The 22,118-nt window shown below is 57.7% G+C and carries 24 protein-coding genes; 13 read left to right on the top strand and 11 right to left on the bottom strand.

Annotation, left to right across the window (positions count from 1 at the left end):
* Window positions 1–5: 5 nt before the first annotated feature.
* On the bottom strand, window positions 6–386 hold the full coding sequence (locus TBK1r_RS16480; RefSeq protein WP_095741932.1) for a Na-translocating system protein MpsC family protein: 381 nt from the start codon (window positions 384–386) through the stop codon (window positions 6–8).
* Between the two features lie 682 nt (window positions 387–1,068).
* Between TBK1r_RS16480 and TBK1r_RS16485 the strand changes: the two genes are divergently transcribed.
* The 10 genes from TBK1r_RS16485 to sugE all read left to right on the top strand — a co-directional run bounded on the left by TBK1r_RS16485 (window position 1,069) and on the right by sugE (window position 10,263).
* Window positions 1,069–1,548 (top strand): Na-translocating system protein MpsC family protein, encoded by a 480-nt coding sequence (locus tag TBK1r_RS16485; RefSeq protein WP_145212751.1) that lies wholly within the window; start codon window positions 1,069–1,071, stop codon window positions 1,546–1,548.
* Between the two features lie 103 nt (window positions 1,549–1,651).
* Window positions 1,652–1,927, top strand: coding sequence for a GlsB/YeaQ/YmgE family stress response membrane protein (locus tag TBK1r_RS16490; protein WP_145212754.1), 276 nt, complete (start codon window positions 1,652–1,654; stop codon window positions 1,925–1,927).
* A 46-nt stretch (window positions 1,928–1,973) separates the two neighbouring features.
* Window positions 1,974–2,420, top strand: a complete 447-nt coding sequence (locus tag TBK1r_RS16495) for a hypothetical protein (RefSeq protein WP_145212757.1) — start codon at window positions 1,974–1,976, stop codon at window positions 2,418–2,420.
* Window positions 2,421–2,457: 37 nt separating this feature from the next.
* Window positions 2,458–2,745, top strand: coding sequence for a CsbD family protein (locus TBK1r_RS38600; protein WP_419581417.1), 288 nt, complete (start codon window positions 2,458–2,460; stop codon window positions 2,743–2,745).
* 73 nt (window positions 2,746–2,818) lie between these two features.
* Window positions 2,819–4,594, top strand: a complete 1,776-nt coding sequence (ptsP, locus tag TBK1r_RS16505; RefSeq protein ID WP_145212760.1) for a phosphoenolpyruvate--protein phosphotransferase — start codon at window positions 2,819–2,821, stop codon at window positions 4,592–4,594.
* Complete coding sequence (locus tag TBK1r_RS16510) at window positions 4,591–5,661, top strand: glycoside hydrolase family 130 protein (protein WP_145212763.1); 1,071 nt, start codon at window positions 4,591–4,593, stop codon at window positions 5,659–5,661. The genes ptsP and TBK1r_RS16510 overlap by 4 nt, the downstream gene beginning before the upstream one ends.
* A gap of 30 nt (window positions 5,662–5,691) precedes the next feature.
* Window positions 5,692–8,019, top strand: a complete 2,328-nt coding sequence (locus TBK1r_RS16515; RefSeq protein WP_145212766.1) for a glycosyltransferase family 4 protein — start codon at window positions 5,692–5,694, stop codon at window positions 8,017–8,019.
* Window positions 8,009–9,454, top strand: coding sequence for a glycoside hydrolase family 130 protein (locus TBK1r_RS16520; protein WP_145212769.1), 1,446 nt, complete (start codon window positions 8,009–8,011; stop codon window positions 9,452–9,454). Before TBK1r_RS16515 ends, TBK1r_RS16520 begins: the two co-directional genes overlap by 11 nt.
* Before the next feature lie 305 nt (window positions 9,455–9,759).
* Entirely contained in the window at window positions 9,760–9,939 is a 180-nt protein-coding gene (locus tag TBK1r_RS16525) for a redoxin family protein (RefSeq protein WP_419581418.1), read from the top strand.
* Window positions 9,940–9,951: 12 nt separating this feature from the next.
* Window positions 9,952–10,263, top strand: a complete 312-nt coding sequence (gene sugE / locus TBK1r_RS16530) for a quaternary ammonium compound efflux SMR transporter SugE (RefSeq protein ID WP_145212772.1) — start codon at window positions 9,952–9,954, stop codon at window positions 10,261–10,263.
* Here sugE and TBK1r_RS16535 read toward each other — a convergent pair.
* From TBK1r_RS16535 to metH, 3 genes are all read right to left on the bottom strand, one after another.
* Window positions 10,260–10,682, bottom strand: a complete 423-nt coding sequence (locus tag TBK1r_RS16535; protein WP_145212775.1) for a GreA/GreB family elongation factor — start codon at window positions 10,680–10,682, stop codon at window positions 10,260–10,262. The two genes, sugE and TBK1r_RS16535, sit on opposite strands and share 4 nt — an antisense overlap.
* Before the next feature lie 105 nt (window positions 10,683–10,787).
* Window positions 10,788–11,021: a hypothetical protein gene (locus TBK1r_RS16540; RefSeq protein ID WP_145212778.1), complete on the bottom strand. Its 234-nt coding sequence runs from the start codon at window positions 11,019–11,021 to the stop codon at window positions 10,788–10,790.
* Between the two features lie 90 nt (window positions 11,022–11,111).
* Window positions 11,112–14,801 carry a methionine synthase gene (metH, locus tag TBK1r_RS16545; RefSeq protein WP_145212781.1) on the bottom strand — a complete coding sequence of 1,230 codons (3,690 nt, stop codon included), beginning with the start codon at window positions 14,799–14,801 and terminating at the stop codon, window positions 11,112–11,114.
* A gap of 341 nt (window positions 14,802–15,142) precedes the next feature.
* On the opposite strand from metH, the gene TBK1r_RS16550 reads away from it, so the two are divergent.
* Complete coding sequence (locus TBK1r_RS16550; protein WP_419581419.1) at window positions 15,143–15,358, top strand: hypothetical protein; 216 nt, start codon at window positions 15,143–15,145, stop codon at window positions 15,356–15,358.
* 171 nt (window positions 15,359–15,529) lie between these two features.
* Window positions 15,530–16,111: a c-type heme family protein gene (locus tag TBK1r_RS16555; RefSeq protein ID WP_145212784.1), complete on the top strand. Its 582-nt coding sequence runs from the start codon at window positions 15,530–15,532 to the stop codon at window positions 16,109–16,111.
* A gap of 185 nt (window positions 16,112–16,296) precedes the next feature.
* Here TBK1r_RS16555 and TBK1r_RS16560 read toward each other — a convergent pair whose 3' ends face one another.
* Window positions 16,297–16,722, bottom strand: coding sequence for an RrF2 family transcriptional regulator (locus TBK1r_RS16560; RefSeq protein ID WP_145212787.1), 426 nt, complete (start codon window positions 16,720–16,722; stop codon window positions 16,297–16,299).
* An 88-nt stretch (window positions 16,723–16,810) separates the two neighbouring features.
* Window positions 16,811–17,023: a DUF542 domain-containing protein gene (locus tag TBK1r_RS16565; protein WP_145212790.1), complete on the bottom strand. Its 213-nt coding sequence runs from the start codon at window positions 17,021–17,023 to the stop codon at window positions 16,811–16,813.
* A 237-nt stretch (window positions 17,024–17,260) separates the two neighbouring features.
* Between TBK1r_RS16565 and TBK1r_RS16570 the strand changes: the two genes are divergently transcribed.
* Window positions 17,261–17,542, top strand: a complete 282-nt coding sequence (locus tag TBK1r_RS16570; RefSeq protein WP_145212793.1) for a hypothetical protein — start codon at window positions 17,261–17,263, stop codon at window positions 17,540–17,542.
* Between the two features lie 42 nt (window positions 17,543–17,584).
* On the opposite strand, the gene TBK1r_RS16575 is transcribed toward TBK1r_RS16570, so the two are convergent.
* From TBK1r_RS16575 to meaB, 5 genes are read right to left on the bottom strand one after another with little or no spacing between them, the layout of a single operon-like run.
* Window positions 17,585–18,730 carry a sodium ion-translocating decarboxylase subunit beta gene (locus TBK1r_RS16575; RefSeq protein WP_236649867.1) on the bottom strand — a complete coding sequence of 382 codons (1,146 nt, stop codon included), beginning with the start codon at window positions 18,728–18,730 and terminating at the stop codon, window positions 17,585–17,587.
* Complete coding sequence (locus TBK1r_RS16580; protein ID WP_145212795.1) at window positions 18,727–19,122, bottom strand: OadG family protein; 396 nt, start codon at window positions 19,120–19,122, stop codon at window positions 18,727–18,729. Before TBK1r_RS16580 ends, TBK1r_RS16575 begins: the two co-directional genes overlap by 4 nt.
* A gap of 3 nt (window positions 19,123–19,125) precedes the next feature.
* On the bottom strand, window positions 19,126–19,515 hold the full coding sequence (locus TBK1r_RS16585) for a biotin/lipoyl-containing protein (RefSeq protein ID WP_145212798.1): 390 nt from the start codon (window positions 19,513–19,515) through the stop codon (window positions 19,126–19,128).
* A complete protein-coding gene (locus tag TBK1r_RS16590; RefSeq protein WP_145212802.1) occupies window positions 19,512–21,065 on the bottom strand; it encodes an acyl-CoA carboxylase subunit beta in 1,554 nt (517 codons plus the stop codon). Before TBK1r_RS16590 ends, TBK1r_RS16585 begins: the two co-directional genes overlap by 4 nt.
* 41 nt (window positions 21,066–21,106) lie before the next feature.
* Window positions 21,107–22,114, bottom strand: a complete 1,008-nt coding sequence (gene meaB, locus TBK1r_RS16595) for a methylmalonyl Co-A mutase-associated GTPase MeaB (protein WP_145212805.1) — start codon at window positions 22,112–22,114, stop codon at window positions 21,107–21,109.
* Window positions 22,115–22,118: the final 4 nt, after the last annotated feature.

Raw genomic sequence — 22,118 nt, forward strand, 5'->3', positions numbered from 1 at the left:
TTTCCCTATTTCCTTTTCGACTCGCGACAGGCGGGCGCCTGTTCGAGGGTGAAGACGACGATCTCTTCGCCGGTATGCGTACTGATATCGTGATGCAGGCTGACCGGCTTGATGCCGGTGATCTCGTGAATCACCAACTCCAAGGTTGGGCGCGCCGTCTCGATCAATTGGGTTCGAACCTGCTTCAGCAGGTCTCGCCCTTTTTCAGCCGGCAGCGTGGTCACCAAATGTTGTTCGGCCGCGGTCAAGACACCTTGCAAGCGAACAACGAGCAGATCGCCGATCAAATGGGCGCGAATGTCCTTCGGCCCCCGCCCCATGTACTCCTGCTCGAAATGGGACATCCCTTTGCAGACGGCGGCTTCGATTTCTCCGTGTGTTTTCACCGACCCGTTCCAGTTCAACGATCAATTGTCTACCTCGCTCCGTTTTTCATCACCTCATTGGCGAACGTACGGTCAAACGATGCGAGAGTAGCCAATTTACCACACTCCTGGCAGGCAACGCCGCAGCGGATCGTTTTCCGAAGAAATCTGACATCACCACTGGTCATCAAGGCTGTGGGGCATTGATTTGCGGTAGGGCGGCGAGCCCAATGCCACTTACTTTGACGTCAAACAGGGGACTTTTGTTAGCGGCAGGGCGCGAGCCCTCCGGTCTTTCAAGTTCAAACCGGACGGCTCGCGCCGTTCCGCTAACTCATTCAGTGCCAAAGTAAGTGGCATTGGGCGCGAGCCCTCTGGTCTTTCAAGGTGTTTTCATCAAGCTGAAACCGGACGGCTGATGCAAAGTCAGGGGTACGCCCTTGTCTTTTCCATCAGTCGGCGTAGGATGAATTCGTTGAGGGAACGGTTTAGCCGATTTCTCTCTTCAACAATCCGGACGACAAGATAAAGAGCAATCTGGCATTCCCCAGCCAATGGGATTCCAAGAGGGCTCGTTAAAAAGTAAGCCGATGTGGCAGAACACCTTCGTGTGTGTTCTACCCCATCGGCTTTTTTTATGCGCAGGATTCAATTTCAGAATACCTGAAACCAACCATGTCCACGTGGTACAGGAAGAGACACCATGGATCAAGCCACGTCGACCATGACGCAAACGATCGCCCTGATCGCGAAAACGCTACAGCAGAACAGAACGGGAGTTGCCCCGACGTCCGTCAGCGCGGTCCTCAACGAGAACACTTTGGTCGTGACGATGGAAGGTGCCCTCACACCGGCCGAGCAGGCCTTGGTCCGTACGACGCAGGGCCTCGCCCAGGTCCAAGAGTTTCATCGTCAGTTGTTCGCCAGTTCATCCGACCCGATGCAACAGAAGATCAAGACAATCACCGGTCGGGATGTGCGAGAAGCAACCGCAGCACTTGATGCGGGTACCGGCATGATCACCCATACCTTTCGGTCCGGTGCGATGGTGCATGTGTATTTATTGACCCCTGAAATCGAAGCCTGCAAAAGCGGTGATCGTGCATCGATGGAACGCGCCGGTGACGACGGTTTCCATCCGCCGGCACAAGACGATCGTTCAGACTCAGCTGAAACAGATTGACGATGAAATACTGATTGAATGTTGGTCATTCACCGACCCGGTCAACCTTGACTCGGGTCGCGAAATCGAATGACGCTATTCCGAACGCCTTTAGGAGGCTGTCATGGGAATTCTACTGTGGATTGCAATGGGACTTTTAGCCGGAATCCTCGCCAAGTGGATCATGCCGGGGGCCGATCCTGGTGGACTCATCGTTACGACGCTGATCGGTATTGCGGGTGCGATCGTCGGCGGGATGATCGGAACGGCGTTTGGCTTTGGAAGCGTGACCGGTTTTGACGTTCGCAGCTTGGTGATTGCAACCGGTGGCGCCGTCCTGTTGCTGTACGCCTACCGGGTCGTCTCGCCCCGCATGTGGGCAACGTCCCGTGGGGCCTAAGACGAAAATACGACCAATCGAGAAACGACAGAACAGGGTTTCAATCATGAATGCGCTCCAAGCCAACACACCGTGCTATGTCTTGCTCGACGGCAAGCAACGTCTCGCACCCAAACTCATCGCCCCGGATTCAGGTCCCCAGTGCGTGGCAATTTATGGGTTCTCGGACAAGCAACCGTATGACCTGTTTATCGCCAACAGCAAACTCGCATTAACACCCTACCCATTGGTGAAGGGCTACCTGAAGAACCAAATCACCGAATCCAGCGATGTCATCCACCTGGTCGTGATCGATGCTACCGGACCGCAGCAATCTCCATTGAATGCGGCAACCGTGGACTGCGTCCTGCAAGCCCAGCAACAAAACGCGAATCAGGTGAGTGTCTCGTTCCGGCTGACGCTCGATGGCGATGCAAAGGCGTACCGCGTCGAGAAGGCTTCGCCAGGCTTGGACGAGACGAGCCAATCAGTGGAAACGCAAAGCACAGCGTAATCATTCGTTTTAGAAAAACAAATCAGGAGCAACACAGATGAATTGGGATCAAGTGACACGCGATTGGCTGTCCGTCAGCCAGCAAATCAAGCTCAAGTGGGGCAAGTTCACAAACGATGACCTCGCCATGATCTCTGGCGGTCGAGAGTCATTTGTCAGGCTGTTCGAACAGCGATACGGAGACGACAAAGCGACGGCGGAGAAGAAAATTGACGCGTTTGTCGCAGGATTGAAGTTGCCTCAAGAGCGGGGCAACCTCCTCTCATGGTCGCAACATTGCTGGAAAAACATCAAGAGTTTTGCCCGCATCCGCCCCCGCATCTAGCGCGTTGGCGAAGGTTGCAAGCAGCGAGAAAACGGTCGAAGCACATCATTCGAAGAACGAACAGGAAAAACGAATGAAATCATTGGAGGGGAGGCCCATTTCACCCGGTTTAGCCGTGGGGACTGCGGTCGTTTACGACTATGAAATTCAACGAACGTTGCTGAGCGAGTTGGAGCGTGATATTCGCCACGGTGATGTGCAGTCTGAATGCGATCGAATCGATAAGGCATTAGAGCGGTGCAATCGTGAATTGACGATTGCCACGCAAGTCGTCGGCGGAGACCCGCAGCTCGTCGACGCCGCGGCGTTGTTGTCCGCACATGCCACGATGGCTGCTGAGATCGCGGCGACCGTGAAGCAGCAGATCGGATGCGACCTCGTCAACGTGGAACTGGCGCTTGATTCAGTCATCCGCGATTGGATCAGCCGTTTGCAGAATCTTGACAACGAGTACCTTCGCCAACGCGAACAAGACGTCCGCGACGTCGGCCAGCGGATGACTCGCAATTTGACAGAGGGGATCCAGTACAGCTTTGATTTGGTGCCACCGGGATCCGTGATCGTGGCCCGCGAACTGCTCCCTTCCGAAGCGGTTGGGCTTGTCAATAGCGGTGTGGTCGCGATCGTTTCCGAATACGGAGGCAAGTTCAGCCACACGGCGATCGTCGCCGCGGCTTTGGGAATCCCGGCAATTTCGGGCATCACGGACGTGACCAAACTGATTTCGTCTGGCGAAACGTTGCTTGTCGATGGCTTGTCTGGAACCGTTGGGATTCAGCCATCGGAATCCGATAAGGCGGAGTTCTCGGTTCGTCAGCTCGCGCACGAGCGGCTCATTGCATCACTGGCGTCCGAGGAAGAACAGCCGTGTAAGACCCAGGACGGCGTCGAGATTTCACTGCTGGGCAACGTCGGATTGCCGGTCGAAGTCGATCAGATCGCAGAACATCACTTGGCCGGCATCGGACTGTTTCGTACCGAGTTCTTGTTCATCGACTCCTACACCCGTCCGAGCTTCGACTTGCAATTGGAAGTCTATGGCGAAATGGCAAATCAGTTGGCCGGTTTGCCGATGGTGATTCGAACCTTCGATCTCGGCGGCGAAAAACTTCCACCCTTCCTGTCATTGGATCGGCTGAGAAATCGCTCAAGTCTGCATCTGCGCGGACTGCGATTCTCATTGTCGGAGAAGAATCTGCTTGACGCTCAATTGCGGGCGATAGTACACATCGCGCAGACCGCGGACGTCCGGATCTTGTTTCCGATGGTGATTGGGAGTCACGATTTTTCGTTGGCGATCGAGGCCGTTGATCGTGCCGTGAAGCAACTTGACGTGCTGCGTCGACCTCCCGTTGGAGCCATGATTGAAACACCTGCGGCATTGTTCGCCTTGGATGAGATCCTTGAGCTGGCAGACTTTGTCGCAATCGGCACCAACGATTTGACTCAGTATATGTTGGCAGCCGATCGTGATTTGTCCGCGGGGACGGACGATTGCACCGCGATGCACCCGGCAGTGCTGCGCGCGATCAAACAAATCGTCCAGTCGAGTCAACAGTGGAGTCGGCCGGTTTGTGTTTGCGGCGAAGAGGCGGCAGACGCCGACTTTGCCCGCCTGCTCGTGGGTCTCGGTATCCGTGAATTGAGCCTTGGGCCAATTCGTGCCGCGGCAACCCGTCGGGCGATCCGCGGAATTGACTGCTGTCAGGTGACTCAGCTCGCCGAACTCGCGCTTCAATGTCGAAGCCCTGCGGAAGTTCGCCAACTCTTGACGGCATCATTCGGTGTGGCCCCGTCATCGAGCGAATCCCCGGGCCCCGTGTCTCAGCAATCCGTGGAGGTCCAATGATTCCACGGCTTTCCCAATCGCGACTGCTTTGCCCGGCTCAGCTGGCGCCGTCGCGAGCTGATCTCGAAGTGATCGGTGTCTTCAATCCGGGTGTCGTCCGGATCGAAAATGACGTGGTCATGCTCGTGCGGGTCGCAGAAAGGCCTCGTGAGAAACGTCCCGGACTGATGGGATTGCCGCGGTGGGAACCCGACGGAACCTGTGTCATCGACTGGGTGGGTGAAGCGGACTTCGGAGCAATCGATCCCCGCGTCGGTCAACTCAAATCCAATGGTCGGTTGCGACTGACATCGGTCTCGTCTCTGCGTGTGTTGCGCCAGCGAGACGGAAGCTCCGATGGCTGGTTGCCTGGACCTGCACTGTTGCCGGAAATGGCGATCGAGGAATTCGGCATGGAAGACGCACGAATTACGAAGATCGATCAGACGTATTGGATCACGTACGTGGCCGTTTCGCGACAGGGAGCGGCAACCGCACTGATTTCCAGCGAGGACATGCTGACCTTCAAACGGCACGGATTGATTTTTTGTCCTGAAAATAAAGATGTCGTTCTGTTTCCACGACAGGTCGATGGACAATACGTGGCCCTGCATCGCCCGAACCCGAATTCACATTTCAGTCCGCCACAAATTTGGATTGCCCGATCTCCTGACTTGCTGCATTGGGGTGAGCACCAGAGCCTGTGTGGCGGAGAACAATGTTGGGAAGGCGATCGAGTCGGTGGCGGGACGCCCCCGATGTTGATCGACGAAGGTTGGTTGCATCTTTATCACGGCAGCCGACGGACTCAGCGCGACGGTCGCGTCGGCGAATATTCGGTCGGGGCATTGCTATTGGATCGAGACGATCCGTCCCGGGTGCTGGCACGCTCCGGCCAACCGATGATGGCTCCTATGGCTGAGTACGAGCGAAACGGTTTCGTACCCAACGTCGTCTTCCCGACGGCCATGATCCCCGCAAGTCTTGACCAGAGCGATGACCGAATGAGCGTTTACTACGGCGCGGCCGACACTGCGATCGGCGTCGTCGATTTTTCCAAACAGGATATTTTGAAATCACTTCAGTGATCTCGCCATCCGCCCCCCGAGGAGTTTCCCATGGCCAACTCGGCCCTCACCAGAATCGCTTTTGTCGGCGATTATCTGCCGCGCAAGTGCGGCATTGCCACGTTCACTCACGATTTACGAAGCGCGGTTGCCGATGCTTCGTCGGCAACCTGTGTGGTGGTGCCTGTGGACGACATTGCAGAAGGCTACGAGTATGGGTCGGAAGTGAGTTTTCAAATTCCCGAACAGGAGATTGACGCCTACCGTTGTGCCGCCGATTTCTTGAACTTCAGCAACGTCGATGTGGTCTCGCTACAACACGAATTCGGCATTTTCGGAGGCCCCGGTGGAAGCCACATTCTGACTTTTTTGCGCGACATACGGATTCCGGTCGTCACGACACTGCACACGGTCTTGTCCGAACCCGACGCCACCCAGCGGCAGGTCATGGATCAGCTGACCAAGCTTTCCACCCGGCTGGTGGTAATGACGGAGCGAAGTCGCGAAACGCTCTGTGAGACCTATGCCGTCCCCGAATGCAAGGTCGATTTGATCGCCCACGGCATTCCCGACGCACCGTATGCAAATTCCAGTGAATTCAAAGAACAGTTTGGCGTGGCAGGCAAACAGGTCGCGTTGACGTTTGGGCTGCTCTCTCCGAACAAGGGCATCGAGTACGTCCTGAAGGCGATTCCCGAGGTCACGAAGAAGTTCCCCGATTTCATCTATTTGATTCTGGGGGCAACACATCCCAGTTTGAAACGCAGCGAAGGCGAACAGTATCGGATCAGCCTGGAGCGGATGGCAAAAGACTTAGGGATCACCAAGAACGTCAGTTTTTACAATCGATTTGTCGAGCTGGACGAGTTGACTAATTTCATCGGCGCCGCGGATCTTTACATCACGCCGTATCTGAACGTGGCCCAAGCCGTCTCGGGGACGCTTGCCTATGCGTTCGGTTGCGGACAAGCCGTCATTTCGACACCCTATTGGCATGCCGAAGAATTGCTCGCCGACGGCCGGGGAGTACTCGTTCCGTTTGCCGATCCGGACGCCATTGGCCGAGAAGTGATCGCTCTGCTAAGCGATGACGAGCGGCGACAGACGATGCGTGATCGAGCCCACCTCTTGGGCCGCGAGATGCTCTGGGATCATGTGGCGGAACTCTATCTGCAATCTTTCCGTGATGCTCAGGCGAACTTCGGAAGCGAACGCAGCCCCCTGGCGGTGCGAACATTGGATGAGCAGCCGCTGGATCTGCCGCGAATCAATCTGGAACACCTGCATCGCATGAGTGATTCGGCCGGAATCATTCAGCACGCCTGTTACTCCATTCCCAACCATCATGAAGGCTACTGCACCGATGACAACGCAAGGGCGTTCATCTTGACGGTCTTGCTCGAGGAACTGGGCAAAGACACTCCAGAATTGCACGCCTTGGCATCGACGTACGCGGCGTTTCTGAATTATGCCTTCGATCGAACGAGCGGCCGTTTTCGCAACTTCATGAGCTTCGATCGGCGCTGGCTGGAACGAGACGGTTCAGACGATTCACAAGGCCGCGCGGTCTGGGCACTGGGCACTTGTGTCGGTCGGTCCCGAAGGCTGGGCTTTCAGACCTGGGCGATGGACTTGTTTGCCAAGGCATTGCCCGCTTGTGAAGACACCACTTCGCCACGCACCTGGGCGCTGGCATTGCTGGGGATTCACGAATACCTGCGTCGCATGAGCGGTGACCGCGCCGTCAGTCAGACCGGTCAACGATTGACCGAAAAACTCGTCGACCTGTACGACCGAACCGCCACAGACGATTGGCCGTGGTTTGAAGATGTCGCGTCTTACAACAACGCCCGGCTCTCCCAGGCTTTGATTCGCAGTGGGTGTTGGGGTGAGAATCCGCGTGTGACGCAGATCGGTATCGAATCACTCCGTTGGTTATGCGAGAAACAACGCTCTCCCGAGGGCAGGTTCCGTCCGATCGGGTGCAACGGGTTCTGTCGCCAAGGTGTGCCGACCGCAATCTATGACCAACAGCCGATCGAAGCCCACGCGATGGTGTCCGCCGCGATCGAGGCCTTTGATGTCGCCAAAGATCCATTCTGGCGCGAGCAAGCACACCTGGCATTTGACTGGTTCCTGGGACGCAACGACCACGGGTTACCGATCTACAACGCGTCAACGGGCGGTTGCTACGACGGGTTGGCGGAGCATCAGGTCAATCAAAACCAAGGTGCGGAATCGACGCTCGCTTTCCTGCTCTCACTGGCTGAGATGCAACGACTCGAAGGATCATCGCCAACATTGCGAACGCCCCGTCCCGCTGCCGCCACTGTGCAGCGTCCCCACCACGCCCCCGTAAGCAGCACCTATGCTCGTTAAACGAACAGGAATCGTCCTTTCGCCCAACAACCGACGGGTCGTGTTGCGACCGTTCGAGATGCCCGATGCGGGCCGAAAACTTCGGATCATCGCACGTGTGTCGACGCTGTCCGAAGAGCAAGTCGATGCGCAATTGGATCTTGTATTGAAGGAGTTTCATGGACGACATCAACGGCCGCGCGAATTCTTCCTGAGCCGTTTCGAGGCCATCCGTCGGTACCTGTTGACCGACGCTCCGATGAGTGAAAACCGTCAGCTCTTGCTCGGCGCCTACTTCACGCAAGAGTACGCGTTGGAATCGGCGGCGTTGTTCAATCCATCGATCGTGTGGCACCCCGACCAGTCCAACCTTGCCGACGGTTCGCGACGTTTCGTTCTGAGTCTGCGCGCGGTCGGTGAAGGACATATTTCATCTGTCACATTTCGATCAGGAGTCATTGATGCGGAGAACCGATTGTCCATCGATGAACCGACCGGTTACGTGACGACGCCCGAATTTGTGCCCGACGCTCTGTATGAAAAAGAACTCTTTCTTCGCAAGTTGATCGAACTCGCGTTGGAGAGCCCCTTCACAGACTCGGTGTTTGCCGGCCTGGGGGACGAATTCAATTTGAGCCAACTGGAAAACGCGCTGAATCTTGGCATGCGTGCGTATGGGGCCCGCCGCCGCGAATTGGCGACAACGGTTGAACAGGTCGTCATGCTCGCAAAGTCAAACTATGAAATCACCTATCTGCCCCAACACGATCTGTCCGAACGCCTGATTTTCCCGTTCGGCCCAACCGAAACCAATGGGGTTGAAGATGCCCGCTTTGTCCAATTTCAAGAAGAGAATGGGGACTGGCGCTACTACGCGACCTACACCGCGTATGACGGAAAAATGGTGTTGCCCCAATTACTCGAGACACAAGACTTCCTGCATTTCAAAATGCACACGCTCAATGGTCCAGCTATCGTCGACAAGGGCCTGGCCATGTTCCCGCGAAAGATTAACGGCCGGTATGCCATGGTGTCTCGGCAAGACGGCGAGCATCTGTTCTTGATGTATTCCGACATGCTGCATTTCTGGCACACCAAACAGATGATCGTGAAGCCCACGTACCCTTGGGAGTTTGTGCAGATGGGGAATTGTGGTTCGCCCATCGAGACGGACGCGGGATGGCTGGTGCTCACGCATGGCGTCGGGCCGATGCGCAAGTACTGCATCGGCGTGATCCTGCTGGACTTGGATGATCCGTCACGTGTGATCGGTCGCTTGAAAGAGCCACTGCTGACGCCAAACGAAAATGAACGCGAAGGCTATGTCCCGAACGTCGTCTACAGTTGCGGCAGCGTGATCCACAACGGACAGTTGGTGCTTCCCTATGCCATGTCGGACTACGCGACGACCTTCGCAACCGTCTCTGTCGACGAACTGTTGTCCTTGATGGTCTGAACCAACGGTGGTTGCCGTGCACGCCTCTGACGTTGTTCATTCCCGGCGCGGGTGTCGCCGGCCGCGTGGTCAATCTACACGAAGGGTTCGAGGGACAGAACCGGCAAGAGGTGCGCCGACCGATGCGCCATCTTTGGCGGACAGGACATTGATTTAGCAATCAGCGTGAGATTGGCGACGTTCATTGCCCGATGGCAACGTCGTCTTTCCCGATCTGTCGTGACTGAGGTATAAGTTGATGAAGACAAATCGACCGGCATGCCGACGATTTCCTGCATGGCACGACGTCGCCCAAACCGCTAACGTTGTTGCTTGATCCCGACCACTCGTTTACCAATGCATACGGATTGCGTTGGAACGCCCCCCATGAGACCGCCTCCCCGACCACCATCGTCCTTGATGATACGGGCAAGATCATGTTCGTGAAGATCAGCGAGACTCACGGGGGACGATCGGCGGCCGAAGAAGTTTTGACAACCTGGTAACCTCATCCCGTTATGGCATGGATCTATTTGCTGATCGCCGGCTGTTTAGAAATCGGTTGGGCGATCGGCTTGAAATACACCGAAGGCTGGTCACGATTTTGGCCGAGCGTGCTGACCCTCGTGACCATGGTCGCCAGTTTCTATTGCTTGGCACTGGCGGTGAAAGAAATTCCGATCGGCACCGGCTATGCGATTTGGACCGGCATCGGAGCGATCGGGACGGCCACGTTAGGGATTCTGTTGTTTGCCGAACCCGTCTCCGCGATGCGCATCGTCTGCATGGCGTTAATCATCGCGGGGATTGTCGGATTGAAGCTGAGCTAGTAATAGTGGAGCGCTCCGGCCCGTTCGGGTTGAAAATAAATTCGTTCGACTCGCTTTTGCGTTTTTCGATTCAGCAGGGGCAAGGTCACGCTCTGGCCGATCCGGCGTCCAAAAATCTCCGCGCCCAGCGGCGACAGAATCGAGAGTTTCCCTTCGGCAATGCATGCTTCGTGCGGATACACCAAGGTGTAGGTTTCCGCATCATTTGAATCCATGTCGCGCAATTCGACCGTCGAGTTCATCGTCACCACGTCCGGCGACATTTCCTCCGGCTCGACCACGGTGGTGCAGTCAAGTGCCTTGTCCAGATCCGCCAGATGAGACCTGCCGCCACTGAGCGCACACGCAAACTCGCTTTGCAAAAGCTTGCGTAGTTGTTGTAAGTCGGTTCGGGTGACGGAAACAATTCGAGAGGTCATGATGGTGTGTTAGGGTAGATTCCAAGAGACAGCGTCCAAGGGACAGAGTCCAAGAGACAGAGGGCGCACCGCGGCGAAGGACCGACGTCGATGTTTGCCCCGCCTTTAAGACAACGTGCGCAGCACGATTGCGAGAGCGAAGAGGGCGATCAACACTAATTGCCCAAACATCATTTCAAGAGAGGTGGAGGCAACGTGAGGTTCGCCGTGACCGGTTGAGTCGTCGCGCTGACGAGGAACCGCATGCTCTGGGTTGTGCGTGAACATGATCGAGACCACTTCATTGGGGAAAAGACGGAACACCTTCCTGGCGACACGAGGTCTTTGCCATTGAAGCATTCCGCATACCAATGAGTCTTTCCACGCAACGGAGCCGGAAATCGCGTCAACGCGGGGTTCCGTGTCAACCTGAGTTGACGCCGCGGAGCCTCAGTAGGCCAGATTCGGCCCCAGCCAGCGTTCGATCTCTTCGATCGGTTTGCGTTTGCGTTTGGCGTAGGCCTCGATCTGGTCTCGGGTCATCCGCTCGACGGTGAAGTAACGCGCCTCGGGATGACCGAAATACAGGCCACTGACGCTGGCGCCGGGCGTCATGGCGAAACTGCTGGTCAGCTCAATTCCGGCATTTTCCTCGGCGCGGAGCAAGTCGAACAGCGTGCGTTTTTCGGTGTGATCGGGGCAGGCTGGATAGCCGGCGGCAGGTCGGATGCCGCGGTACTTTTCCGCGATCAAGTCTTCCTGGGAAAGCCCTTCGGTTTGGCCGAACCCCCAGTCGCGGCGGGCGCGTTGATGCAGCATTTCGGCCAGTGCCTCGGCGAATCGATCGGCAACCGCTTGCACCATGATCGCTTTGTAATCATCGAGTTCGGCTTTGTATTTCATCGCCAACTCCATCGCTCCGATGCCGGCGGTGACGGCGAAGCCACCGAGGAAATCCTCGCGGCCAGAGTCCCGCGGTGCGACGTAGTCGGCCAGTGAGCGAAAGTCCTTTTGCCCCTTGCGTTCCCACTGTTGTCGCAAGAAATGCAGCCGCGTCAATTCATGCTTCCGAGTCGAGTCGGTGAACAGAATCACGTCGTCGCCATCGCTAGCGGCTGGCCAAAACCCGTAAACAGCGTTGGCGGTCAGTGACTGGTCGCCGATGATCTCGTCGATCAAACGGTTCGCGTCCTCGTAGAGTTCTCGGGCTTGCGCCCCGACCACCTGGTCATCAAAGATTTTAGGAAACTTGCCCTTCAATTCCCACGTGCTGAAAAACGGAGACCAGTCGATGTAGGATCGAATCTGTTCTAGCGGAATGTCTCGCAGGACGCGGGTGCCGGTGAACGACGGCGCATCGATGGGAATGGAATTCCAATCGGTGACGAATCGTTTCTCCAGGGCTTCGGCATAGGGCACGAGTTTCTGCTTGCGATCGCGGAAGCTGTCGGCCAGCTTCTTTTGCGTCGAGACATTCTCGGCGACGAATGCGTCACGACCGTCGCTGAGCAAGCGTTCGACGACGTTCACGCTGCGACTGGCATCGAGCACGTGCACTACGGGACCGTCGTAGGCCGGAGCGATTTTGACGGCGGTGTGCTTGGCACTGGTCGTCGCGCCACCGATCAACAGCGGCATCGTCATCCCGGTGCGTTTCATCTCGCGAGCGACGTGTGTCATTTCATCCAGCGACGGCGTGATCAAGCCGCTCAGCCCGATCATGTCGACGTTCTGCTTGGCCGCTTCCTGGAGAATCGTTTCGGCGGAGACCATCACGCCCAAGTCGATGACTTCATAGTTGTTGCATTGCAACACGACGCCAACGATATTCTTGCCGATGTCGTGCACGTCACCCTTGACCGTCGCGATCAGAAACTTGCCGCGAGCCGCTTCGTGCAATGTTCCCGCCAACCGTTTCTCTTCCTCCATGAAGGGTTCCAGGTAGGCGACGGCCTTCTTCATCACGCGAGCCGATTTGACGACTTGGGGCAAAAACATCTTGCCGGCGCCGAACAGATCCCCGACGACCTTCATCCCATCCATCAACGGGCCTTCGATCACTTGGATGCAGCGATCAAAATGCTGGCGGGCGTCCTCTGTATCCTGGACGATGTATTTGTCGATGCCCTTGACCAACGCGTGGGTCATCCGTTGAGCCACCGGGGCGTCACGCCAAGCCAAGTCTTCCCCCGACTTTTTCTTTCCATCGCCCTTGACCGTCTCGGCGAATTCCAGCATCCGCTCGGTCGCGTCCGGGCGGCGATTGAGCAGCACGTCTTCGACGCGTTCGAGCAAGTCTTTGGGGATTTGCTCGTAGATTTCCAACTGACCGGCGTTGACGATGCCCATGTCCAGCCCGGCGTCGACGGCATGGTACAAGAACGCGCTGTGGATGGCTTCGCGGACCGGATCGTTGCCTCGAAAGCTGAAGCTGATGTTGCTGACACCGCCGCTGGTCTTCGCGCCGGGACACACCTGTTTGATTCGCCGCACGGCGTTGATGAAATCGACGGCATAGTTGTTGTGCTCGTCCATCCCCGTGGCGATCGTCAAAATGTTGGGGTCGAAGATGATGTCTTCGGTGGGAAAGTGCAGCTTTTCGGTCAACAGGTCGTAGGCCCGTTTGCAGATCCGAACCTTGCTTTCTTCGTCGGCAGCCTGGCCCTGTTCGTCAAAGGCCATCACCACGGCGGCGGCACCGTATTGACGCACCAATGCCGCCCGGCGCAGGAACTCGGTTTCGCCGTCCTTCAATGAGATCGAATTGACGATCGCTTTGCCCTGCACGTTGCGTAGCCCCGCTTCGATCACCTCCCATTTGCTGCTGTCGATCATCACGGGAACCGATGCGGCGACGTGATCTCCGGCGATCAAACGCAGAAAGCGGGTCATCGCTTCGACACCATCGAGCATCCCTTCGTCAAAGTTGACGTCGATGATGGTGGCCCCGTTTTCAACTTGCTCGCGCGCGATCTCGACGGCCTCTTCATACTTTTCATCGCGGATCAGGCGGGCGAACTTTTTGCTGCCCATCACGTTGGTGCGTTCACCGACCATCGTGAAGGGCACTTCGGGACGCATCACCAGCGGCATCTGACCGGACAATCGCGTGTAGACCGGGCCGGGTGAGTCTTGCTTGGGCCGGCATCCTTTGACGCGATCGGCCATCGCGCGGATATGGTCGGGCGTCGTGCCGCAGCAACCGCCCAGGATGTTCACCCAACCGTTGTCGGCGTATTCACCCACCTTGTCCGCCATCGCCTTGGGGCCGAGATCAAATTCCCCCATTTCGTTGGGCAATCCGGCGTTGGGATGGCAGGAAATCGGGATTTCGGCAACTTTGGCAAGTTCTTCGATGTGAGACCGCATCACGTCGGGCCCGAGTGCGCAATTCATGCCGACCGAAAGCAACGGAAAGTGGTTGATGGCCGTCCAAAAGGCCTCGACACTTTGTGCGCTGACAAAGGTCCGTCCGCCATCGCCAAAGGTGCCGCTGGCCATCACGGGAACCCGACGACCACCGGCATTGAAAAAGTCGGCGATCGCGAACAAACACGCCTTCAAATTCAAGGTGTCGATCGCGGTCTCGGGCAGCAGCACGTCGACCCCGGCGGCAACCAGCGATTCGACCTGGGCCCGGTAGCTGTCCACCATTTCCTGGAATGTCGTGCCGCGATACGCCGGATCGTCTTCGGTGCTGATGGCCAATTGCTTGGTCGTCGGTCCGATCGAACCGGCCACAAAACGCGGTTTGTCGGGTGTGCGTTCGGTCCACTCCTGGGCCGCGGCACGTGCGCACGCGACCGCTGCATGGTTGATTTCATCGACCAGGTCAAGCGGCAGACCAAACTCGACCATCCCAACCGGTGAAGCGCCGAACGAGTTCGTTTCCACGATGTCGCTGCCGGCCTGAAAGTAGGCCCGGTGGATCTCGGTGATCTTGTCGGGATGCGTCAGGCAAAGGATGTCGGAAAAGTTCTTGAGGTCCTTGTGGTGATCGGCAAAACGCTCACCCCGCACAGCCGCTTCGTCCAATCCCAGGCGTTGGATCATGGTTCCCATCGCGCCATCAAGAAGCAGGATCCGTTCCCGCGCGAGCGCACCAAGGATGGACGTGTCATGTGGTTCGGCTTGAATCATCGGGGTCGGCCAGGGTTGGTCGGGTAGGTTCAGGACGGGATGGGCGAGGGCGGGCGGATCACACGTATCGATTAGCCGTCTCGCGCGAGCGTACGGGCCTCGACCACCAAGGAAACGCACCGAGGCGAGTAGGCTCGCGCCAAACGGCTGATTCAATCGACAAACCGCCAAGGCTTTCGGCCGTTCGACGACGGATCCGCTCTCGCACCACGCAAGGTTGACAGGGGGAAAGCCGATCCCTACAAACATGCACGAATCATACATGTTTCAAAGCGTTGCGTTAACCCGCGTCATGAGACGACACCCATGCCGCCCAAAAGCCGAAAAAGTCAACGGTCGAATTGATCAAAGAAGCCAGTGTTGAGCTGCGTGGCAGCCTCCCCGACGAACTGGCCGACGCGACCACCAAGTTGTTGACGTTTCACGGCACCGACCAACAAGACGACCGTGACCTGCGCAAACCACGCCGCAAAGATGGACTCGGCAAGGCGTATTCATTCATGGTCGGCGATCGCATCGGCGTGGAAGCGTTGGCGAAGGTCGGGCAAGCGGCCTGACGGGCGCCGAACCAGCGGCCAGGCGCGACGGCCATGCCGGCAGCCGCGGCGACTGGATCGTGAAAGCGAGTATCGAAAAATTGACAACGGTCTTCCTGGACCCTAAAACTATACTCAGATATACACATTTGAAATTCCCCTCCGTTGCATCTCCCCCTTCAGGAAACTCCCATGAAACGCCTTCCCCTGTCTGCCTGCTTTGTCGCGACACTGGCGGTCTCGCTCGCCTGCGGATCTTCATTGACGATCCGGTCGGCGCACGCCCAAGAACCCGCGGCGACCGCGCGGGCTGATGCCAAAAAGGCTGAGAAGAAACCGGGCAAGAAAGCAATCGAGCGATCGCGCAAGACGGTGCAAACGCTGGACAACATCTTCAAGCAAACGATCGTGTTGGTGACCGACAAGTATGTCAACGACGATGACGATTTTGCTGCCGGTAGCGCGGCGGTGTTGTTGTTCAAGAAGATTTCCGATGGCAGCGACAACACGATTCGATTAATCGACGCCACGGGCGATCCCTATGAATCCGAAAATGTCGCCAAAGATGACTTCGAAAAGCAGGGCATCAAGAAGTTGAAGGCCGGGGCGAAGCGTGTCGACGAGGTCGTCAGCCTGGACGGCAAGCACTACTTGCGTGCATTGACACCGGTACCCGTCGTCATGCAAAAATGCATCATGTGTCACGCACACTACGAAGATGTCGCTGAGGGCGAGCCGATCGGAGCGATCAGTTACACCGTGCCGATCGAGTAGATGCGTTTTTCCTGCCGATTCTGGCACAGCGAACTGCTGCGTCGCGGACGGCGAAGTCCATGGCCCTGCCAAACCGGATGAAGTTGCCATCGCCGTCGGTGTTCAATAACCGAGCGGTTCGGCATTACCCCAGAAGCATCGCGTCAGATCCGACCGCCGAACCATTCGAGCGGGGCGGGTGTCGCTCAGGACCGTGAAACGCGATTGAGTTGTCGCCGCGTCGGGATCACATCGGCGAGCGTGACGCCTCCGAGAAACTCCTGCTGAATGCGTTCGGCTTCTGCCAGGACTCCCTTGAGCTTGCAGAACGAATGGATCACGCAGGAGTCATCGCTGCCGACACAGGAGAGCAGGTGCGTGTCGGTTTCCATGGTCGCGATCACATCCCCGATCACAATGTCTTCCGGGGAATGCGCCAATTCAATCCCGCCGCCGATCCCGCGTGTGCTTTGCACATAGCCCGCACGGGCCAGCAGGTTGACGACCTTCGCAACGTGATTCGCCGAAATGCCGAACAGCGCTGCGACATCGGCCACGTTGGCGCGCTCGCTGCGTGTGGCCAGAAACATCAGCGTTCGCAAGGCGTAGTCGGTCTGCGTGGTGAGCTTCATGAGATTCGCAACCGAACGGCGCCCCTCCCGCTCTCCGACCGAGGCTGCCAAAGCTGTCCAAAAGAGACTTGTTTCGATAAGCCTAAGGCTAGCGGGCATTTCGGTCAATGGACAACGAGCCAGCGATGGCGGCTCGCAGTCGCTCAATCACTTCCGGCGGACTGAGGCCTTGATGGACGCAAACGTACCGCAGCGATTTGCCCGCACAACCGATGTCCAATCCCAACTCGCTGAACACCCGCGTCGTTTCCGGATGCTCGATGATCCATTCGGGAATACTGCTGTCGAGGTCGCAATTCATGTTTGAAGTGTAGCAGAATCCGCCCCCCAGCACGTGGCGTCAGCCAGTGGCGCGGGGTGCTTGATCCCGAAACCACCACGCGCCGCTCGCTGACGCGTCCCGCTGGGGTGGCCACCCAGGTTGTCGGCGTCAACCTGGGTTGACGTTTTTTGCGCGTCAAACGTGGATTTGGCCCCCACCTCGCCGCCGGCCCGAATGTTGCTCCTGTGATTCGGGTAACCATGTGAGGGCACTTCGATGATTTATGCACTGATCAGCAATTGGCGTTCCAAGCCCAATCCGCCAACTCGACCAACGACGATGCATCCGTCGTTGGATCAATCGCTGCGGGCCTCCCGATCCGTTCACGCAGACAACCCGGACAACAAGGGGCTGCTCAGCCGCGAAGAACTGCGCATTGTCTTGCTGTTGCTGCCGCTGTTGATCTTCTCCCTCTCGCCGCCGATCGTGCTGTTCGTCTTGCACTGGTTCTATCCGGAACTGATCATTATCGAGGCGACACCGCGTCCAGAGTCTTGATCATTCTGCCCCGTATCATTCTGCCATCGTTCTTCTCGACCGCTAATTCGCCAATTGTGACCACAACACGCCGGCGGCGATGGCCGAACCGATCACGCCGGCGACGTTGGGTGCCATCGCGTGCATCAACAAATAGTTGCCCGGGTCTTCTTCCTGCCCGACCAATTGCACCACGCGCGCCGATCCGGGGACCGCGGACACGCCAGCGGCACCGACCAGTGGGTTGATCTTTTCTTTCAAGAACAGATTCATCAGCTTGGCGAACAACACGCCACATCCGGTGGCAATGGCGAACGAAACGGCACCGAGTACGAAGATCAAGATCGACTCACCTTTCAGGAAGTACTGTGCGGTCGTGCTCGCACCGACGCAAAACCCGAGCAGGATGGTGACGATGTCGATCATTGCCGTGCGTGCCGTCAGCGCCAGCCGGTCGGTCACCGTGCATTCTTTCAGCAGGTTCCCGAAGAACAGCATCCCCATCAGCACGATCGAACCGGGCGCCAACAGGGTGCAAATCAAGAACGCGACGATCGGAAACATGATCAATTCTTGACGCGTCACCTTGCGCGACGGTTTCATCCGAATCAAACGTTCGTTTTTCGTCGTCAGCAGCCTCATGATCGGCGGTTGAATCACGGGTACCAGCGCCATGTAGGAATACGCCGCGATCGCGATCGCCCCCAACAGCTCGGGGGCCAGATTCGACGCCAGGAAAATCGCCGTCGGGCCGTCGGCACCGCCGATGATCCCGATCGCGCCGGCCTGTTGTGGCGTGAAAGCCAGACACAGTGCGCCCAGGTACGTCAGGAAGACGCCGACTTGTGCCGCGGCACCCAACAGCACCAGTTTGGGGTTGGAAAGCATCGTGGAAAAATCAGTCATCGCGCCGATGCCTAAAAAGATCAGCGGCGGGTAGATTTCTTTTTCGACCCCGAAATACAGAAATCGAAGCACGCTGTCTTCGCCGTAGACCAGCGGCACACCGGACTCGGTCGGCATGTTGCCTACGATGACACCGAAACCGATCGGGATCAGCAGCAGGGGTTCGTAGCGTTTGGTGATGGCCAGATAGATGAACCCCAGGGCGATCACCATCATCACCACGTTGCCCAGTTCCAGCCCCGCGAAGGCCGTCGTCTCGTACAGCTGGACCACTTTCTGGCTCAGGTATTCCATGACGTTCATTTGGGGTCTCGATGTTGAATGCGGTGCGACATGTGATGCTTCATGCGTCCTTCCAGGGACCACGCATATCCGCCGGCTCCCAGCCCACGGATCTTGACGATCCGATGCGGTCGATCCAACGCCTCTGCGACCGCGGCGGCGATGACCACCAAGATCTCTTCGGGCAGCTCGTCATCGTGAGCGAGCGGCGAGGCGGCCTGGGGTGCGAGTTCGGGCTGGATGAAGGGGGCAACCAGACGCGGCAGGACGGTGATAAAAATGACGATCAGCACCAGCGCCGAGAAGACCACGACGATGCCCATGATGGCCATCGGAATACCATGCTCTTCCGTCAGGGGCGCCAGCGAAAACTCGATCAGCCGTTTGCTTTCCTCTTGAGCGAGCAGCGACATCACTTACTCCAGTACGACGAGGGTTTGGCCTTCTGCGACGGAATCACCCTCCGCAACATCGACACTTTTCACCGTGCCGGCGACCGGCGCGGTGATTTGGTTTTCCATCTTCATCGCTTCCAGGATGACCATGCCCTGTCCGCGTTCGACCGCGTCACCGGGCTTGACCAGGATCGATCGAATGGCGCCCGCCATGGGGCTGGTGACCGCGCCGCTACCGGCGGGCGGCTGGGCCTTCGTCGGCGTCTGGCGGGCGATCGCCGCTGGCGGTGCAGCGTCTGACGGCTGCGCGGGCACAGGGCGTGTCGGAACGGGATACGCTTCGGTCTCGCTGAGATCCTCCACGGTGACGTCGTAGGATTTATTTCCGACGGTGATACGTAATCTTTTCATAGCGGAATCAAACCATGCTTCTTTGGAGGACGGGTCTCGCTTTTGTTCAGCGTGTTCTGCAGTGCAAGTGACACGACCGCTCGGGTCTGCGCCGGGTCGATCACATCGGTGATCATGGCGTGGGAAGCCGCCAGATAGGGCGACGCAAATCGGTCACGGTATTCTTGGATGAATTGCTCGCGCAGCGCCGCTTTGTCATCCGCCGCAGCAAGCTCTTTGCGGTAGAGCACGTTGACGGCGCCTTCGGCGCCCATCACGGCGATCTCCGCGGTCGGCCAGGCAAACACCATGTCGGCTTTTAAATCGCGGCTGCACATCGCCAGATACGATCCGCCATAGGCCTTGCGGATGATGACGGTGATCTTGGGCACGGTCGCCGATGCGTAAGCGAACAACATTTTTGCACCGTGACGAATGATGCCACCCTGTTCCTGACCCACCCCGGGCAGAAATCCGGGCACATCGACCAACGTCAGCAGCGGAATGTTGAACGCGTTACAAAACCGAATGAAGCGGGCGGCTTTATCGGACGCGTCGATATCCAGCGTGCCCGCTTTCACGTTGGGTTGGTTGGCAATGATGCCAACAACCACGCCATCGACGCGTGCGAAACCGACGATGATGTTGGGGGCAAACTCGCGATGGACTTCCAAAAAGCAATCCTTGTCCACGATCCGTTCGATCACGGCGTACATGTCCATCGGGTCTTTAATATTCTCCGGAACCACATCGTTCATCGACAGGTCTGGATCCAGACACAGGTCTTCCACCAGGGCGTGCGGCGGGTTCTCCGCGTTGTTTTGGGGCAGGTAGGACAGCAGTTGCTGGACGATTTGCATGGCGTGCTGATCATCATTGGCGACGAAGTGAACGTTGCCGCTGATGCTGGAGTTGGCCGACGCGCTGCCGATCTCTTCCATCGTGCAATCGACGCCCGTCGCCGCCTTGATGACTTGCGGCCCGCAGATGAACATGTTCGCGTTCTCGCGCGTCATCACCAAAAAATCCATCAGCGCCGGCGAATAAGCCGCCCCGCCGGCACAATTGCCGGCGATCACGCCGATTTGTGGGACGCAGCCGGAAAGCATGACGTTGCGGTAGAACACTTGACCGTATCCCGACAGCGAGTCGACGGCCTCTTGGATCCGGGCGCCCCCGGAATCGTTGATCGCCACAAACGGCATTCCGCTTTCGAGCGCGTAGTCCATGATGTCGCAAATCTTCTTGGAGTGCCGCATGCCCAACGCACCGCCGCCGACGGTTGCATCCTGGCTGAACGATGCGGCCGGTCGACCACCGACCCGTCCCACGCCGGTGACCACTCCGTCACAGGGCATGGGTTTGTTCTCCATCCCAAATTCATGGCAGGAATGATCGACGTGCATTCCCCACTCTTGAAAGGTGTTGGCGTCGAAAAAGACATCCAGCCGCTCGCGCGCCGAGAGCATTCCCTTTTCTCGGCGTTTGGCGTGCCGGCTTTCGCCACCGCCCAAACGCAATGTGGCGCGGCGTTCTTCTAGCCCAGTCAAAAACTCTTTTCGAATACTCATGGTACTGCAGTTCTTTTTCCGTCAGGTCTCAGTTAAACGCCTCAATCTTCGTGCATGCCGAATGCCTGCAGGATCTTGCTGGCCGCTGCTTCGGGCGGCAGGTTGCCGGCAAGCACTTCGGATTCGAGTCCTTCGCGGATGCTCCGGACGCCGGGGTGCTTGCGAAGGGCTTGCTTCATTCGGTCTTCGATGATCGCCCACAACCAGCGGACTTGTTGTCGACGTCGTTTCGCGGCCAAGTCGCCGCTGGATTTCATCGCCTCGTAACGCTGTTGGACGGCTTGCCAGACGGCGTCGACCCGCTCGTTGTGCAACGCGCTGCAGGTCAACACCTGCGGCGGATGATCTTGTTTTCCTAAAATGGAATGGATCGCCATCTCATATTGGTGGGCGGCCAGTTCGGCCGCTTTCAGTGTCGCCGAGTCGGCCTTGTTCACGGCGATCACATCGACGAGTTCCAACAGCCCGCGTTTGATTCCCTGCAAGTCGTCTCCGGCACCGGGCAGCATCAACGCCAAAAAGCAATCCGTCATTTCCGCCACCATGGTTTCGGATTGCCCCACGCCGACGGTTTCCACCAACACGACTTCGTAACCGGCCGCTTCGCAGACGAGTAAACTTTCACGCGTCTTGCTGGCCACGCCGCCGAGCGTTCCGGCCGAAGGTGAAGGTCGGATGTAAGCGTTGCGTTCGGCCGCCAGTCGAGACATGCGGGTTTTGTCACCCAGAATGCTGCCACCACTGATTCCGCTCGATGGATCCACCGCCAAGACCGCAACCCGTCGCCCCTGGGCGATCAATTGCAATCCGAGCGCTTCGATGAACGTGCTCTTGCCTACTCCGGGGGCGCCGCTGATGCCGACCCGGATGGCGTTGCCCGTGTAAGGCAACAATTGGGTCAATAGCGTCTCGGCTTGCCGCTGGTGCTCGGCATTGTTGGACTCGATCAGCGTCAACGCTCGCGGCAGTACCGTGATGTCGCAGTTGCGGACACCGGCAAAATAATCCTCCGTCGTCAATTGACGACGTCGTGGAACATCACGCTTCATGCTG

Origin of the sequence: Stieleria magnilauensis (genome assembly GCA_007753675.1) — a bacterium.
GTDB lineage: Bacteria > Planctomycetota > Planctomycetia > Pirellulales > Pirellulaceae > Stieleria > Stieleria magnilauensis.

Coding starts and splice junctions, on each gene's coding strand:
- TBK1r_RS16485 (WP_145212751.1), top strand. CDS start 1,069: ATGGATCAAGCCACGTCGACCATGACGCAAACGATCGCCCTGATCGCG.
- TBK1r_RS16490 (WP_145212754.1), top strand. CDS start 1,652: ATGGGAATTCTACTGTGGATTGCAATGGGACTTTTAGCCGGAATCCTC.
- TBK1r_RS16495 (WP_145212757.1), top strand. CDS start 1,974: ATGAATGCGCTCCAAGCCAACACACCGTGCTATGTCTTGCTCGACGGC.
- TBK1r_RS38600 (WP_419581417.1), top strand. CDS start 2,458: ATGAATTGGGATCAAGTGACACGCGATTGGCTGTCCGTCAGCCAGCAA.
- ptsP (WP_145212760.1), top strand. CDS start 2,819: ATGAAATCATTGGAGGGGAGGCCCATTTCACCCGGTTTAGCCGTGGGG.
- TBK1r_RS16510 (WP_145212763.1), top strand. CDS start 4,591: ATGATTCCACGGCTTTCCCAATCGCGACTGCTTTGCCCGGCTCAGCTG.
- TBK1r_RS16515 (WP_145212766.1), top strand. CDS start 5,692: ATGGCCAACTCGGCCCTCACCAGAATCGCTTTTGTCGGCGATTATCTG.
- TBK1r_RS16520 (WP_145212769.1), top strand. CDS start 8,009: ATGCTCGTTAAACGAACAGGAATCGTCCTTTCGCCCAACAACCGACGG.
- sugE (WP_145212772.1), top strand. CDS start 9,952: ATGGCATGGATCTATTTGCTGATCGCCGGCTGTTTAGAAATCGGTTGG.
- TBK1r_RS16535 (WP_145212775.1), bottom strand. CDS start 10,682: ATGACCTCTCGAATTGTTTCCGTCACCCGAACCGACTTACAACAACTA.
- TBK1r_RS16540 (WP_145212778.1), bottom strand. CDS start 11,021: ATGCTTCAATGGCAAAGACCTCGTGTCGCCAGGAAGGTGTTCCGTCTT.
- metH (WP_145212781.1), bottom strand. CDS start 14,801: ATGATTCAAGCCGAACCACATGACACGTCCATCCTTGGTGCGCTCGCG.
- TBK1r_RS16555 (WP_145212784.1), top strand. CDS start 15,530: ATGAAACGCCTTCCCCTGTCTGCCTGCTTTGTCGCGACACTGGCGGTC.
- TBK1r_RS16560 (WP_145212787.1), bottom strand. CDS start 16,722: ATGAAGCTCACCACGCAGACCGACTACGCCTTGCGAACGCTGATGTTT.
- TBK1r_RS16565 (WP_145212790.1), bottom strand. CDS start 17,023: ATGAATTGCGACCTCGACAGCAGTATTCCCGAATGGATCATCGAGCAT.
- TBK1r_RS16570 (WP_145212793.1), top strand. CDS start 17,261: ATGATTTATGCACTGATCAGCAATTGGCGTTCCAAGCCCAATCCGCCA.
- TBK1r_RS16575 (WP_236649867.1), bottom strand. CDS start 18,730: ATGAACGTCATGGAATACCTGAGCCAGAAAGTGGTCCAGCTGTACGAG.
- TBK1r_RS16580 (WP_145212795.1), bottom strand. CDS start 19,122: ATGTCGCTGCTCGCTCAAGAGGAAAGCAAACGGCTGATCGAGTTTTCG.
- TBK1r_RS16585 (WP_145212798.1), bottom strand. CDS start 19,515: ATGAAAAGATTACGTATCACCGTCGGAAATAAATCCTACGACGTCACC.
- TBK1r_RS16590 (WP_145212802.1), bottom strand. CDS start 21,065: ATGAGTATTCGAAAAGAGTTTTTGACTGGGCTAGAAGAACGCCGCGCC.
- meaB (WP_145212805.1), bottom strand. CDS start 22,114: ATGAAGCGTGATGTTCCACGACGTCGTCAATTGACGACGGAGGATTAT.